The 15,636-nt window shown below is 73.8% G+C and carries 10 protein-coding genes; all 10 read left to right on the top strand.

Going from position 1 to position 15,636, the window contains the following annotated elements; genetic code table 11:
• The first annotated feature begins 265 nt into the window (after positions 1-265).
• The 10 genes from ACRYR8_RS13145 to ACRYR8_RS13100 all read left to right on the top strand — a co-directional run bounded on the left by ACRYR8_RS13145 (position 266) and on the right by ACRYR8_RS13100 (position 15,408).
• On the top strand, positions 266-1,114 hold the full coding sequence (locus ACRYR8_RS13145; RefSeq protein WP_432483324.1) for a dolichyl-phosphate beta-glucosyltransferase: 849 nt from the start codon (positions 266-268) through the stop codon (positions 1,112-1,114).
• Between the two features lie 122 nt (positions 1,115-1,236).
• Positions 1,237-2,646 carry a glycosyltransferase family 4 protein gene (locus ACRYR8_RS13140; RefSeq protein WP_432483322.1) on the top strand — a complete coding sequence of 470 codons (1,410 nt, stop codon included), beginning with the start codon at positions 1,237-1,239 and terminating at the stop codon, positions 2,644-2,646.
• Positions 2,643-6,398: a glycosyltransferase gene (locus ACRYR8_RS13135; protein WP_432483320.1), complete on the top strand. Its 3,756-nt coding sequence runs from the start codon at positions 2,643-2,645 to the stop codon at positions 6,396-6,398. Before ACRYR8_RS13140 ends, ACRYR8_RS13135 begins: the two co-directional genes overlap by 4 nt.
• Entirely contained in the window at positions 6,398-7,924 is a 1,527-nt protein-coding gene (locus ACRYR8_RS13130) for an ArnT family glycosyltransferase (RefSeq protein ID WP_432483318.1), read from the top strand. The genes ACRYR8_RS13135 and ACRYR8_RS13130 overlap by 1 nt, the downstream gene beginning before the upstream one ends.
• Positions 7,925-7,928: 4 nt before the next feature.
• Positions 7,929-9,431: an oligosaccharide flippase family protein gene (locus ACRYR8_RS13125; RefSeq protein WP_432483316.1), complete on the top strand. Its 1,503-nt coding sequence runs from the start codon at positions 7,929-7,931 to the stop codon at positions 9,429-9,431.
• A 5-nt stretch (positions 9,432-9,436) separates the two neighbouring features.
• A complete protein-coding gene (locus ACRYR8_RS13120; protein ID WP_432483362.1) occupies positions 9,437-10,282 on the top strand; it encodes a PIG-L deacetylase family protein in 846 nt (281 codons plus the stop codon).
• A 173-nt stretch (positions 10,283-10,455) separates the two neighbouring features.
• On the top strand, positions 10,456-11,442 hold the full coding sequence (locus tag ACRYR8_RS13115) for a GNAT family N-acetyltransferase (RefSeq protein ID WP_432483314.1): 987 nt from the start codon (positions 10,456-10,458) through the stop codon (positions 11,440-11,442).
• Positions 11,439-12,689 (top strand): glycosyltransferase family 4 protein, encoded by a 1,251-nt coding sequence (locus tag ACRYR8_RS13110; protein WP_432483312.1) that lies wholly within the window; start codon positions 11,439-11,441, stop codon positions 12,687-12,689. Before ACRYR8_RS13115 ends, ACRYR8_RS13110 begins: the two co-directional genes overlap by 4 nt.
• Positions 12,690-12,790: 101 nt before the next feature.
• Positions 12,791-13,855, top strand: coding sequence for a right-handed parallel beta-helix repeat-containing protein (locus ACRYR8_RS13105; RefSeq protein ID WP_432483310.1), 1,065 nt, complete (start codon positions 12,791-12,793; stop codon positions 13,853-13,855).
• Positions 13,856-14,244: 389 nt separating this feature from the next.
• The gene (locus tag ACRYR8_RS13100) at positions 14,245-15,408 is read left to right on the top strand and encodes a glycosyl hydrolase family 28-related protein (protein ID WP_432483308.1); all 1,164 of its coding nucleotides are present in this window, start codon (positions 14,245-14,247) and stop codon (positions 15,406-15,408) included.
• The last annotated feature ends 228 nt before the right edge of the window (positions 15,409-15,636 follow it).

Here is a 15,636-nt window from a genome sequence, read left to right as displayed (position 1 = left end):
CACCGCCCGACCCCCGCCACCCCCCCCCCCCCCCCCCCCCCGCCGCCCCCCCCCCCCCCCCCCCCCCCCCCCCCCCCCCGGGCGCGCGGCCGCCATCCCCTGGGGGGCGTGGTGCCGGTGGGACCGGCCTTTTCCGAGCGGCCCGGCGGGTCGTCGGCCGAAGGTGGAAGTGTGCGAATGCAGAGGGTTACTTTCGCGGACCGTCTCCACTACGGTGCTCACGGCGACGCTGCCATCCCCCCTACCTTCGACGAGGGAGACAGACATGCCGGACGGTGCGAACACCCTGCGTCCCCCGTCCCTCTCGGTGTCCGTCCCGCCCGCGGTCCTGCCGGCCGCGCGCCACGTCAGTCCCCTGGAGGACGCGCAGGACGTCGGCCCGGTGCTCCTGTCCTCCCCTCCCGTGGACCTCGACCTGGTCATCCCCGCCTACAACGAGGAACACCGCATCAGCCCCACCATCGAAGCGATCGTGGCGGAGGTCAGCACATCGCCCTACTCCGTGCGCCTGCTCGTCGTCGACAACGGGAGCATCGACGCGACGGCCGACGTCGTCGGGAGGCTGAGCGCGCGCCACCACTGCGTGCACCTGATCAGTTGCCAGCAGCAGGGCAAGGGCGCCGCCGTGCGCGCCGGCGTGGCGCACGCCGACGCGCCGTTCGTCGGGTACGTCGACGCCGACCAGTCCACACCGCCGGAAGCGGTCCTCACGGGCCTCGCCATCCTCCGCTCCGGCTGGGACGTGGTCATCGGTTCCCGCCGCGCCTTCGGTGCGCGGTACGTCGTCCCGCAGCCGCTCGTGCGGCGCTTGGGCAGCAAGGCCTTCAACCTGGCGGCGACCACGATCACCGGCCGTGTCAGCGACACCCAGTGCGGTATGAAGTTGTTCCGCACCGAAGCCGCCAAGCGCCTCTTCGCCCTGGGCAGCCTGAACGGTTTCGCGTTCGACGTGGAGGTCATCGCCCGCGCGAAGCGAGCCGGTCTGCGGGCCATGGAGCTCCCCGTGGCCTGGGTCGACAGCGAGGGCTCGAGCTTCCACCCGCTGCGCGACGGGGTTCGCGCGTTCGGTGAGCTGTACGCGGCGCACAAGGTGTTGCGCGCGGCGAGCGACTGATCCCTCATCCGTTCCCGCGCCCCGTCCGCGGCGGCGCCGCTCCCGCACGTGCGCAGCACCACGACCCTGCACGGCAGGAGTCCTGGGGCCGCCGCGCCCACCCGAGACCCGAGGAGTTCCCGATGCTCGTGATCACGAACTGGCGTGACCTCGACCACCCCGAAGCCGGTGGTGCCGAGGTCGTCTGTCAGGAACTCGCACAGCGCTTCGCGCGGGACGGTCGGGACGTGGTGCTCGTCTGCGCCGACGTGCCCGGGGCGCCGCGCGAGGAGGTGCGGGACGGGTACCGCATCGTGCGCGGTGGTGGACGCTTCACCGTCTACGGCCACGCCCTGCTGTGGCTGCTGCGCAACCGTGACCGGGTGGACGGCGTGGTCGACTCCCAGAACGGGATCCCCTTCTTCACCCCGCTCGTGCTGCGCTCCACGACACCGGTCCTCATGCTGCTCCACCACGTGCACCAGGACCAGTTCGCGAAGTACTTTCCCGCGCCCGTCGCGGCCGTGGGGCGGTGGCTGGAGAGCGCGGGCAGCCGGGCCGTGTACCGGCGTCGCGGGATCCTCGCCGTGTCACCCTCCACCAGGACGGACGCGCGCCGCCGGCTCGGCCTGCGCGGGGAGATCTGGGTGACGCCTCCCGGCTGGTCGGTCAGCGAGCAGGTCCGCACCGCCCCGCCCGAGCGCACCCCCCACCCCTCCGTGGTGTGCCTGGGCAGGCTCGTCCCGCACAAGCGCACCGAGATGGTGATCCAGGCGTTCCCCACCGTGCTGAACCGGGTGCCGGACGCCCGGCTCACGATCGTCGGCCGCGGCACCGAGGCGCCCCGCCTGAGGCAGTTGGCCGCCGACCTGGGCGTCGCCGACGCGGTCACGTTCAAGGAGGGCCTCGACGACCTGCAGCGCGACCAGGTGCTCTCGAGCGCGTGGATGACGGTGAACGCGTCGCAGGGCGAGGGGTGGGGGCTGTCGGTCGTCGAGGCCAACGCCTTGGGCGTGCCCGCCCTCGCCTTCCGCCGGCCGGGCCTGCGCGACTCGATCGTCGACGGCGAGACCGGCTGGCTGATCGACGACGACACCGACCTCGGGGAAGCCGTCGTGGCCGCCCTCGGCGAGCTGCGGGACGAGGGCCGCGCGCACCAGGTGGCGCAGCACGCTCGTCGCTGGGCGTCGAGGTTCACGTGGGACGCCATGGCGCAGCGGGTCCTCGGTGCCCTCGAGTCGGAACGCCGCGCTCTGGCGCTCGGCGGTCGCGACCGCCGGACCTCGTCGGACGTGAGCACGGTGGTGACGGTTCCGCTCACCGCCCTGCCGGAGAACTGGCAGGACGCCCTGCGCCGGGCCGACGCGTGGGAGCGCAGCGGGGACACCGTCTCGCTGCTGTGCCGGGGGGCGGACACGCAGAACGTGAGCCGGGTGCTGGAACGCCTGGGGGTCCGGGACGAGGACACCTCCCGGAACCGGGTGTCGGTGTCGGTCGCCCGCACCGCCGACCTCCTGCGGCTCTCCTCCCCGGCCGCCCAGGGCAGTGCGTGAACCGCACCGGGAGCACCTCCTCCGTGCCCGCACCGCGCGGCGGTGAACGTCGCGAGCGGGCCCGGGCACAGCGGGGCACGTCGGCCCTGCTCGCCTCCACCGTCCTCACCGCCGTGGGGAACTACGCGTTCAGCCTCGTCCTGATCTGGTTGCTGCCCGGCGCGGGCTACAGCGCCTTCGCCACCGGATCGTCGCTGCTGCTGGTCGTCGGCACGATCGCGTCCGCGGCCGTCCCGTGGGTGCTCGCCCAGGAGGTCGCCTCGGGCGACCCCTCGCGCGCGCAGCGGGCCGCGCGCGCCGCCACGACCGCCGCCGTCCTGCAGGGCCTGCTCGCCGCGGGCGTGGCGGTGGCGGTGTCCGCGCCGTGGGCCCCGCCCGCGCTCCAGGCCGTCCTGGCCGTCACCTGCCTCGCCACCTTCCTCTCCGGGAACGTGGTCGGCTCGCTGCAGGGCAGGCGTTGCTTCCAGCGGATCGCCGCCCTGCGGGTCCTCGAACTGGTCTCGCGGCTGGCCGTCGGCGTCGGTCTCGCCCTGGCGGGCCTGGGGCCCACGGGCGCGCTGCTCGGGTTCACGGTGGGCAGCGCCCTCGTCGTGGTGCTGGGCGCCGTGGCCCTCGGGGCGGTGGCCCGGCCCCGCCTGCCCCGCCGCTCCGACGCCGCCCTGCTGCGCCGGGCCGGCGGGCAGCTGGCCGTCCAGGGCGGGGCGGCCGCCCTGGCGGGCCTCGACGTCCTCGTCGCCGCGGCCGTCGTCGGGACCTCGACCCGCCTCGGCGCCTACCAGGCCGCCACGGTCCTCGGACGCGTCCCGATGTTCGTCGCGGTGGCGCTGTCCATGGTCGTCTTCGCCAGGCTCGCCGCTGCACCGGTCGACCGGCACTGCCGGGTCGTGGCCACCAGTTGGCGCCAGTACGTGCGCCTGGCGACGCCCGTGGCGCTCGTCCTGGCCACCGTGCCCGGCCCCGTCCTCCGGGCGCTGCTGCCACCGCAGTACGGCTCCCTGGGTGAACTGCTCGTGCTGACGGCGGTGGGGGGGTGGCTCCTCGGGGTCCTGAACCTCCTGGCCACGCACCTCAAGGCCGTCGACGACTTCACCCGTGCCGCGGTGCCCGTGCTGCTGGGTGCCGTGCTCATGGTCCCGGCGGTGGCGCTGTCGGTGTCCACCGGAGGCGTGCGTTCGATGGCCGTGGCCGTGCTCGTGGTCCTCGCCGTGGCCGCGGCCCCCCTGCTGCGCAGCACCGCGCGCCGCTGGCCCGGTGCTCTGCGGCTGCGCGAGGTGCTCGTGTGGGTGCCCGCCGGCGCGGTCCTGGCCGTGCTCCACGACCGCGCCGGCGCGTGGTTCGCCGCCGCCGCGCTCGTGGGGCTGTCCGCGCTCCTCGCCTTCCGCGCGAGCGCCGCACCGGGAACCGGTGCCGAACACGATGGAACGACGAAGGAGGGCGAGCGCTTGAAGATCCTGCACCTCGGGTTCGAGGACCCACGACGGCCGGGCGCCGGGGGCGGCTCCGTCAGGACGCACGAGGTCAACGCGCGCATCGCACGGACGTGCGACGTGACGGTCCTCGTGGCCAGGTACCGGGGGTGCCGCGACTACACCGCGGACGGCGTCCGCTACGTCCACGTCGGGGCGCCGCTGGGCTACTTCGGGTCCGTCCTGGCCTACTTCGCCGCCCTCCCGGCGGCCCTGGTGCGTCACCGCTCCGACCTGGTCGTCGAGGACTTCGCCGCACCGTTCTCCTCCGTCGCGGTTCCCTGGATGACGCGCCGGCCCGTGGTGGGCGTCGTGCAGTGGCTGTTCGCCCGGGAGAAGGCGCAGCAGTACCACCTGCCCTTCCACCTGGTGGAGGGCATCGGGCTGCGGTCGCACGAGCGGCTCGTCGCCGTCTCCGAGGACCTCGCCGGCGAGCTGCGCCGGCGCAACCCGCTGGCCCAGGTCCACACCGTGCCCAACGGCCTGCCGGACGCCGCGTTCGAGGCCCGGCCGGCGGGGCAGCGCGCGGACCTGCTGTACCTGGGGCGCCTGGAGTGCGCCCAGAAGGGGCTCGACCTCCTCCTCGACGCCTACGCGGCGGTCGCTCCGGCCATCGGCTCGGACCTCCTGCTGGCGGGCGACGGCCCCGACGAGCAGAAGCTGCGATCGCGCGTCGCCGAGCTGGGGCTCGGCCGGCGGGTGCGGTTCCTCGGGCGGGTCGCACCCGAGGACCGCTTCACCCTCCTCGCCTCCGCGCAGGTCGTGGTCATGCCCTCGCGCTACGAGACCTTCGGGATGGTCGCCGCCGAGGCGGCCGCCGTGGGGACCCCCGTCCTGGCCTTCGACATCCCGTGCCTGCGACAGCTGGTCACACCGGCCAACGGGGTGCTGGTCCCCGCGTTCGACGTGGAGCGCTACGCGCAGCAGGTGGCGCGCCTGTCCCAGGACCCCGGGGCCTGTGCGCGCCTCGGTGCCGCCGGGCCCGCGACGGTCGAGAACCTCCGGTGGGACCGGCTCGCCCGGGCGCAACTGGCCGTGTACGAGTCGGCGGTGGCGGGCGAGCCCGTGGCCGCGGGCCGCGAACCGGAACCGGACACCGTGATCCCCGAGGCGATCACCCCTGCGCACCGCAACCGCTGGACGGGCGGGGTGCGCCGGACCCGGGTGCTGCTGGTCGGCAACTACGGCAACGGCAACACGGGCGACGAGGCGATCTGCTCGCGGCTCAGCGAACTGCTCGCCGGCACCGACCTGACGGTCGTCTCGCGGAACCCGGCGGACATCGCCGCACTGCACGGCGTCCGCGCCGTCCCCACCGTCTCCCGGGCCTCGATCTCCGCGGCGCTGCGCTCCGACGTCGTCGCCGTCGGCGGTGGCGGCATGTTCGGCAAGGGGCTGCCGCCGCTGGTCAGGGTCCTCCCGTTCGCCGCGCTCGCAGCCCGCGCGCTCGGCAAGCGCATCGCCTTCGTGGCCCTGGGCGCCTACGCCTCCACGCCGCCCGTGACGAAGACCGCGCTCCGGGTCGCCGGGCGGCTCGCCTCGCACGTCTCCGTGCGCGACGACGAGAGTTTCGACACCTTCACGCGCGGTCTCCTGGGGCGCAGGCGCGGGGTCCACCTCGTCGACGACCCGGCCGTGGCGCTGGGAACGGCCGACGCCGCGTTGGTGGAGGACCTGCTGACCGCCGCCGGCCTCGAACGCACCCGGCCGCTGCTCGGGCTGTCCGTCAAGCCGGCGCCGCGGCAGGAGGACACCGACCGGATCGTCGACGCCCTGACGGCCGCCGCGCAGGAGTGGATCGACCGGCACGACGGTGAGGCCGTCTGCGTGTCGCTGTCGGACCAGGGGGACTACGGGCTCGGGCCCTCGCACGCCGACGCCCTGCTCGCGGAACGGATCCGGCAGCGGCTCTCCGCCCCGGACCGCCTGTCGGTGGTGGGGCCGGGGCTGCACCCGCGCACGGCCAAGGCGGTCTTCGCAGCCTGCGACCTCGTCGTCGGGGTCCGGCTGCACGCACTGATCTTCGCCACGGCGACCCGCACGCCCGTCGTCGGGGTGAGCTTCGAGCCCAAGGCGCGGGCGTGGCTGCGGGCGACGGGGTCGCTCGACGTACCGCTCTCCCCGTCGGCGGCGGCTCAGGTCACCGCCGCCGTGGCCCGGCACGGGGGGGAGCCGCCACGGCCCGTCCTCCCGGCCCGTCGGGCCCCAGTGCTGGAGCAGGGCGAGGAGGAGACGGCGATGCCCCCGAAGGGTTCGGGAACCTTGACGCGAGAGGGAGTGCGCTGATGCAGCTGACGGAGCGGAGCACGAGGCCGGCCGCCGATGCCGCCGGTAGGGCGGCGACGTTCTCCCCAGCTGCCTTCTGGCTCGCCGCGGGCGTCGCCGCGGTGGGCGCTGCCCTGCGGCTGCTCCACCTCGACTCGGCGTACGACCTCTTTGTCGACGAGGTGGTCTACGACCGCCTCGGGCGCAGCATGGCGGAGAGCGCCGTGCCGATGCTCCACGGCGGCCCCTTCTTCCTGCACCCACCGGGCTTCTTCGTGCTGGACGCCCTGTGGCAGGGCGCCTTTCCGCACAGCGACGACGTCTGGACGCTGACCTACCGGGCGCGGGCCTTGAACGCCGTGCTCGGCGGCCTGTCCGTCGCACTCGCCTTCCTGCTCGTGCGTCGGATCGGTGGCCTGCTGGCCGGTGCGGTGACGGTCCTCCTCCTCCTGGTGGAGCCCTTCGTCCTGCGGCAGAACGGCCGGGTGCTCCTCGAGACCGCGACGGTGTTCTGGCTGCTCCTCGGCCTGACCTTGCTCGTCGTGCTCTCCGACCGGTTCGACCGGGGTCTGCGGGGGAGGGGTGAGGTGCTCCTCGCCGTCGGGACGGGACTCGTGCTCGGGTTCGCCGTCTGCAGCAAGGACGTCGCCGTCTTCTTCGTCGTGATCCCGATGGCGCTGGCAGCCTGGCGCCGCTGGGTCCTGGACCGCCGCACCCTGGCCGTGGTCCTGGCCTCGGCAGCCGTGCCGTACGCGGTCTACCTGGGGGCCGTGGCGGTCAACGGCTTGTTCGAGACGTTCTTCACCCAGAAGTTCCGCGGTGTGCTGCGGCTCCTCGGGCTGGAGAAGTCCACCGGGTTCAACAGGGAGGGGGCGCCGTCCCTGACGGGCCGCCTGCTCGACGAGCTCGCCCACTTCTGGACGACGTACCTGCTCATGGGGCTGGGACTGGTCGCGGCCGTCGTGCTGCTGCGGTCCACGGACCGGCTGCGAAAGCTCCTCGGAGGTTTCGGTGCCTCCACCGTGGGCTACCTCGCCTACGCCTTCGCCTTCGGGACCATCGAGGAGCACTTCGCCTACTACCTGGTGGTGCCCGCCGCGCTGACGGTCGCGACCGCCGGCGTCGTGCTCGCCCACCGAGCACGTGATCGTCGGCTCGGGACCGCTCTGCTGGTCGGCCTCGGCGTCGCCGTGGTGTGGAACACCGGCGTCTACGTCTCCGTCCGCACCCACGTCGACAACGGATACCAGCACATCGACCAGTGGCTGGCGGCGAACGCGGACGGCGCTGCCGTGGGGGTCTTCACGGAGACCGGCGTGTGGGGGATGGAGCACCACGGTGCGGAGCTCCTGGAGTCCACGGCACAGATCGAGCGGAACGGCATCCGGTACGTCGTGTCCATCCCGGTGCTCACGGAGCAGGGGTACACCTCCTTCACGGAGGAGGAGATGCGGCAGCTGGAGAGCGGGGGACGGGTCGTGTTCACCTTCACCGGCTCGACCAACGGTGAGATGCGGGTGGTCGAGCTCCCGCCGGTGGTGAGGTAGCCCCGTGCCGCTCCAGAACACGGCGCGGGTGCGCGAGCAGGTGCGGACGGGAACGGCCCCCGCGGCGGCCGCCGTCCTGCGGGAGGCGCGGTGGCTGAGCCTCGCGGGCGTCGTCGTCGGTCTCCTGAACTACCTGTACTCGCTCGGTCTCACGCACGTGCTCCCGGCACGCGACTACGCCGTGTTCGTCGCGGGGCAGGGGGTGGTCCTGGTGGCCGGCACCATCGCGGCCACCAGCGGCGCCTGGGTCCTCGCCGAGGCGCTCTGCCGCGCTGGCACCGATTTCGAGCGGGCGCGCGCTGTGTGGTTCTCGACGAGCCTGAACGTGCTGCTCGGGCTCGTGGCGGCGCTGCTGGCCGCAGTGGTCTCCTATGGGTTCGCCCCGCCGCGCGTGGTCGTGGTGATCGCCGTGGCGGCCTTCCTCGTCTTCCCGGCTGCCACCGCCTACGGTTCTCTGCAGGGGGACGGGCGCCTGCGCCTGCTCGCGGGGGCGCGCCTCGGTGAGACGGTCGTCAAGTGCGTGGCCGGTGCCCTCCTCGTCCTGGCTGGTGCGGGAGCCGTCGGCGCCGCGGCGGGTTTCCTGGCCGGGTCGGCCGTGGTCGTGGTCGCCGGTCTCCTGCTCGCCGGTCGCCGTCTCCGCCCCGTGAAGGGCGCGTTCGGGATGCGCCCCCTCTGGGCCTCAGCGGTGGGTGTCGTGGCCGTGCAGGGTCTGGCGGCCGTGTTCGCCGCCGTCGACCAGGTCGTGGTCGCCGCTGTCGCCTCCGACCCCGGCCGGGCGGCGGCGTACCAGACGGCCACCATCGTCGCCCGGGTGCCGCTCTTCCTCGCCGGGGCGGTGGCGGCCGCCGTCCACGGGTCGATCACGGGGGAGGCGGACGGGGCGAGGGAGGTGGCCGGCGCAGCGGTCCGCAACTACCTCGCCGCTGCGCTCCCGTTCGCCGCGGTCCTCGCGACGGTGCCGGCGTCCCTCCTGCAGCGGGTGCTGCCCGCCGGTTACGCCGGGACGGCCACGGTCCTGCCGTTCGCCGCGGCAGCGGGTGTACTCCTGGGGGCCATCGCGCTCCTCGCCACCGTCCTGCAGGCGCGTGGCCTGCACTCGCGCGCCGCCCGCGCGCTAGGGGCGGGTCTCGCCTTCCACGCCGCGGTGCTGCCGCTCGCCCACTCCGCCGCCGGCGTCACGGGTATGGCGATCGGCGCGGTTGCCGGCACCGGCACCACGCTGGTCGTGCTCCTGCGGGTGACGCCGAGCCGGGTGCGGAGGGCGTTCCTGCCGTCCCTGCGGGCCACGACCTGGTGCGCGGTGCTCATGGTCGTGCTGCTGGTCATCAGGAGCTGGCCGCTCGGGTGGTTCGCCGCCGCGGTGCTGGCCGGTGCGGCGACGTGCGCGGTGGTCTTCGGGGGCGTGCCCCTCGGGGCCCCGCGCCGGTACGAGCCGCGCCACGCCGTCGCGCCCGGCCGCGCCGGGGAGAAGGCGTCGTGGGCGGCGGACCGGGGGTGGGACCGGTGACGGACATGATCGGCCGGACCCCGCGGATCGGCGTGCGCCGGGCGCCCGCGCAGGACCGGACGTGGGAGCTCGTGCCGAACGTCTCGCTGCGCTACGTGTTCCTCTCCCCGCACCTGGACGACGCGGTGCTCTCCTGCGGCAACCTCCTCCTGGCCCTCGGCCCGGCGGCCGACGTCACGGTCTGCACGATGTTCACGGAGCAGTCACCTCCGCACACGGCGTCCGCGCGGGCGTACCTCCGGCAGTGCGGCGCCGGCTCCGCCCCGGAGCTGTACGCCCGCCGCCGGGCCGAGGACGCCGGTGTGCTCGGCGCGGTGGGCGCCGAACACGTGCACGCTGGCTTCGACGACGCGCTGTTCCGCAAGCGGTCCGGTGCGCTCGCCACCCGACTGGCCCGTCTGCTGCCGGAAGTGGGGCACGTCTACCCGACCTACCGGCTGCACGTGGCGGCAGGGCGCGTGAGGCGCTCCGACCGGCACGTCGTGCGAGCGGTCACCGAGCTCGTGGAGCGGCTCGTCGCTCCAGGGCCCACCGTCCTCGTCGCGCCGCTGGGCGTAGGCCGCCACGTCGACCACGTCCTGGTGCGCGACGTCGCGGCGCACGTCGGCGGTGACGTCCTCTACTACGCGGACCTGCCGTACGCACTCCGCCAGGGACCGGACCCGGCCTTCGTCGCCGAGCACCGGCTGGCCCCGGTCGCCGTTCCCGTGAGCGGGCACGGGAAGACACCGCTCATCGCCGGCTACCGCACCCAGGTGGAGGCCTTGTTCCCCGCCGGTGTGCCTCCCCTGGAGGACCTGTTGCACGTTCCCGCGGAGTCGCTGACGGTGATCGAGGAAGGACCGGCATGAGGAGTGCAGGCGTCGACGACGCCCGGAGCAAGGGGCTCGCGCGGTACGCGGGAGGGGGCCCGGGCGGCGGTGCAGTCGTCCCGCCCCCGCGGCGGGGTGGGGCGGGCCGTGCCGCGGTCTCACCGCTCCCGGAGGCGGCGTGGCGAGAAGCGCTCTCGCGCACGGAGCACGCGGTGGTCACGCAGACGCCGCGCTGGTTGCGCTGCCTGGAGTCCGCGACGTCCTGGCGCGACAGCGGGCGCCTCTACGAGGTGCCCGGCGGGCGCTTCCTCGTCCTGCCGATGGCGTCCCGCGGTTCGGGACCGTTCCGGATCTCAGCCTCGTGGCCGCACGGCTGGGGCTACGGGGGTGTCCTCGCCTCCGACGGGGTGGTGACGCCCGCCGACCTCGCGATCGTGGGGGCGGACCTGGCTGCGACCCCGGGGTTGCGCACGACCGTCGTGCCGTCGCCCTTCCCGCCCCGACAGGGTCCTGCGCTCCCCGGCGCGAGGGCGGATCACCCCTACCTCACGCAGGTGCTCGACCTGTCGGGCGGGGCCGGGGCGGTGTGGCGCGGGTACTCCGGCAACGTCCGCAGGAGCGTGCGTCGCGCGGAGCGCGAGGGCGTGGAGGTCCGCCGCGACGCCGCGGGCGGTGCGCTGCCCGAGTTCGCGCACCTGTACCGGCTCTCCGCGGTCCGCTGGGCGCACAAGGCCGGCCGTCCCGCTGCTCTGGGCCGCCTGCAGGCGCGCCTGCAGGAACCGCCCCGACTGCTGGAGGCCGTCTCCCGTGGCATGGGCGAGGACCTGATCACGTGGACCGCTTACGTCGGGGGCCAGGCGGCGGCCTCGGTGGTGATCCTCCGTGGGGACGGGCACTCGCTGATGTGGCGCGGCGCCCAGGACCAGCAGCTCGCCGGGCGGACCCACGCCAACGCCCTGCTGCACCACTTGGCCATCGAGGAGGCCGTCGCCCGGGGAGACCGCTCCTACTCCTTCGGCGAGTCCGACCCGGGGTCGAGCCTGGCGGCGTACAAGTCCAAGTTCGGGGCGGTGGACTTCACCTGGGCGGCGTGCTCCTTCGAGCGGTTCCCGGTGTCGGCGACCGGTGCTGCGGCCTTGCGCGCCTACCGGTCCGCCAGCAGCCTCGCGGGACGCGGGCGCGGGAGGGAGCGCAGGTGACCCCCAGGCCGAGAGTGGTCATCTCCATCTTCGACGACTTCGACAACCCGCACTACGCCGGTGGGGGCCCCGTCGTGGTGCGCACCATCGCCGACCGCCTGGCCACAGGTCACGACGTCCTCGTCGTGACCGGCGGCCGGTGCTTCCGCAGGTCACGACGAGGCGGTGTCGAGCACCTGCACCTCCCTGTGACGTGGCTCGGTCCACGCGGGGGTCAGCTCCTTTGGGCGTTGCTGCTGCCCCTGACCGCGGTGTGCCTGCGCTACGACGTGTGGATCGAGAGCTTCACCCCGCCCTGGTCGAGCAACCTGGTCCCGCTGGTCACGCGGCGCCCCGTGGTGGGGCTGGCCCAGTCGCTGTCCGGCAGGGACATGGCACGCCGCTACCGCACCCGGTTCCCCCTGAAGGCGGAGCGGTGGTTGCTGCGGTCCTACGACGACGTGGTGGTCCTCAACGCCAGCGATCGGGAGGTCGTCCGCGAGTGCACGACCACGACCCGCGTGCACCTCATCCCCAACGCGGTCGAGCCGCCGGAACAGCCGGCCGCTGGTGCTGACGACGGGCGCTACGCCCTCTTCCTCGGGAGGATCGACGTGGGGCAGAAGGGGCTGGACCTGCTGCTCGACGCCTACGCGGCTGGCGGCGAGGAACTCCTCCCCCTCGTGATCGCCGGAGGGGGGCGCAAGCGCGACGAGCGGGAGCTGGTCGAGCGGCTGGAAGGCTTCGGAGCGCGGGTGCGGTGGGTGGGACCGGTGCACGGTGAGGCCAAGGAGACCCTCATCGCGGGCAGCGCCTTCCTCGTCGTCCCCTCCCGCGAGGAGAGCTTCTGCCTCTCGGCTCTGGAGGCGCTGGCTCGCGGACGGCCCGTCGTGCACTTCGACCTGCCGCAGCTGCGGTGGATCCCCGCCGCCGGATCGGTGGCCGTGCCGCCCTTCGAGGTCCCGCGCCTGCGAGCGGCCATCGCCTTGCTGTCCGGGGACGCGTCGCTGCGGGCCGCGGCTGGTGCGAGCGCCGCGCGCTTCGCGCGCGAGTACCTGGCGAGGAACACTGCGGCCGCCTACCCGGACCTGGTGCGGCAGGTGCTGGCCCGCGGCCGACCGTCTCGGAACGTCGCTCCCGAGCCCGCCGGGCGTGCCGAGCCCACCGGGCACGCGTCCATGCCCGCGGCCGCCGCGGCAGCGGGGGAGGTGGACCGCTGCGCCCGCCGGAACGCCCCCTCCCCTCCCGGCGGCAAAATGGTGCCGTGACGGTCGGCGGCCGTGCCGACGTGGACGGAGGTGCCCCGCCCGGCCGCGGCGGGGAGCGCGGAAGGGGCGCGTCGGCGCCGCGGGGCGCCGGGGTGTGGCCATTGAGCCGTCGGGTGCTGCTGGGGCTGGCGGTCGGCGCGGCGGGGACCGTGTCCGCCACCGCCGCCCTCCGCAGGGGGGAGCGTGAGCCTGCGCGGGCCGGCGGCTCCTCCACGGTGGTGCCGGAGGGGACCGACGGGAAGGCCGTGCAGCGGGCCATCGACGCCGTGCACGGGGCTGGCGGTGGCACCGTGCAGCTGGCCGCCGGAACCACCTACCTCACGGACGAGCACATCCTGGTCCGCAGCGCGGTCTCCCTCGTCGGTGCGGGGCCGAGCACCGTGGTCAAGGCCGGCCCGCGGTTCCTCGCGACGCGGGGGCCCAACGACGGGTACCCGCTGCTGACGACCCACGGGGCCGAGGACGTTCGCATCGCCGACCTGACCGCCGACCAGAGCGGGGACCTGCTGGACGGGAACGTCGAGAACCGCTTGCACGAGTACCTGGTGGACGTGCGCCGCTCCCGGCGCGTCGTGGTCGAGCGGGTCAGCACCGTCAACCCGTTCTCGTACTCCATCGCCAGCGTCGGTTCGACGGACTTCACCATCCGGGGGTGCCGCACGCGCGTGCGGACGTCGGGGCGGTACACGCAGCTCGACGGCATCCACGTCCTCGACTCCAGCCACGGGCTCGTCGTCGACAACGACGTCGACCAGGGCGGGCCGGGGCGCGACGGGGACGACGCCCTCGTCGCCCACACCATGGGCCGGGACTGCCACCACATCGTCTACCGAGGCAACCGGGTCAGGTCGGGCAGGTTCGGCGGTGGGATGCAGTTCGCCGTGGGGGGCGGTGACATCCACCACATCACGGTGGCCGGCAACGTGTTCCACGATTCACCGAGCGGGGTGCGTGTCGGTGACTACGGCGGCGGTGGCGTGGTCAGGGCGATCACGGTCGGCGGCGACCGCCGCGACGGGAACGTGTTCGCCCGCAACGCGCGGTTCGCGGTCCAGATGCGCACCCGCCTCGGTGGGGACGTCCGCGTCTCGCACAACACGTCGATCGGGAGCGGTGAATTCCTGCTCGCCGAGGACGTGACGAGCGCCGAGAACCTGGTCCGCTGACTTCGACCGCTCCACGCGCACGGTGCACCGGGGCTCCGTCCGCAGCGGTGTGGGGTTCGGCAGGCGATGGAGCGCTGGAGGTGCCGGGTGCCCCGCCCGGGCCGTGCCGCAGGTGCGGAAGCTGCCACCTCAGCGGTGAGCGGGACTCCGGATCCGCCGCGTGCCGGTGGATCGGGCCTGCGGCCCGACGGCCTCTCTGTCGCGCACGGCACCGCGCACCCAAGGGACTTGGCCTCACGGTGCAGCTCTGATCGTCACCTTGAGTGGCGGCCATTGCTCCATCCGGGGGAGGTGCCGCACCGCGGGCCCATCCGGCTCAAGCGGCCTCGGGGAGGGTCCGAGTCATGGGGGGAAGCCTGACCTACCCCCCTTCTGAAACAGGTGCCCCCGTGCGCAAGCTCGTTCCCTTCTTCCTCGGTGCTGCCGTGCTGGCCACCCCCCTCGTGGCTTCCTCTGCCGCCTCCGCCGCCACGACCACCACCAGTGCCACGTCCGGTTCCTCTCTCGTCTCTTGCGCGCTCAGCGGGGCCACCGGTGCCACGGCCACGACGATCTTCGCGCCGACCGGCATCGCGCCCGGCGACGCCGTGGATGACACCGCCGGCATCCAGGCGGCCATCGACCGCGCCGGCGCCGCCGGCGGCGGTGTCGTGCGCATCCCGTCGGGCACCTATGTCATCGACGGTCACCTGCAGATGCGCAACGGCGTGCACCTGGACGGTGCCGGTCGTACGACGGTGCTTAAGGCCGGTCCCCGGTTCCTGGAGACCAAGCACTGGTTCGGCGGGTACCCCCTCGTGACGACCACCGGCATGAAGAACGTCACCATCAGCGACCTGAGCACGGACGCGAGCGGCGACGTCCTGAACGCCGCCGGGCTCTCGAACCGGCTGACCCAGTGGATGGTCGACGTGCGCCGGTCCAGCAACGTCCTCATCGAGCGGGTGCACGCTCGCAACCCGTTCTCCTACTCGATCGGCGTCATCAGCACCAAGAACTTCTGCGTCAAGAACAGCAGCACCCTCGGTCCGCAGGTCGACCACTACAACCAGCTCGACGGCATCCACGTCAACACCTCCTCGTTCGGGGACGTCGTCGGGAACGTCGTGGACCAGGGCACCAGGACGGGCGGCGACGACGGCCTGGTCGCGCACGCCAACTTCGGTGATGTGCACGACGTCCGGTACGTCGCCAACAAGGTGCGCGGAGGTGACCGCGGCTCCGGCCTGCAGCTCGCCTTCACCGAGCCCGGGGCGCGCATCTACAACATCACCGTCCAGAAGAACGAGTTCTACGGGGCGCGCTGGGGCGGTGTCCGCACCGGGACTTTCGGCAGCGGTGTGGTGAACGCCTCCAACGTCCTGATCGGCGGTGCGGGACTGGGGAACTGGTTCCACGACGGCACGGGCAACGCGGTCAACCTCGTGGGTTCGGTCAACGGTGTGACGGTCACCGGGAACCGGGCCTGCCGCTTCGGGACCTACGTCGTCAATACGGGGCAGCAGAACACGGTCAGCGGCAACGTCGAGAGCTCCACCACCAGCCTCTGCTGAGGTCCTCCACCTGTGCGGGACGGTGCTCCGGAACCGGGGCACCGTCCCGTCGGCGTTCAGCACTGCGAGTGGTCTGCGCTTGTGGCGGGTGGGCCGGTGCTGCTGTCAGTGCTTCCCCGCGTAGTACCATGGCGCCGCCTCGGCCTCGTGAGTGCTGCAGGTCTCGAGCACGTGGTCCAGGTCCAGTGATCCCGTGCCGGAGCTTCTGCACCGGCACGTCGGCGTCCG

The sequence above is a fragment of the Kineococcus esterisolvens genome, assembly GCF_050871405.1.
GTDB lineage: Bacteria > Actinomycetota > Actinomycetes > Actinomycetales > Kineococcaceae > Kineococcus.
Note: the sequence above shows the minus strand (reverse complement) of the source record. Positions and strands in the feature narration are given on the sequence as shown.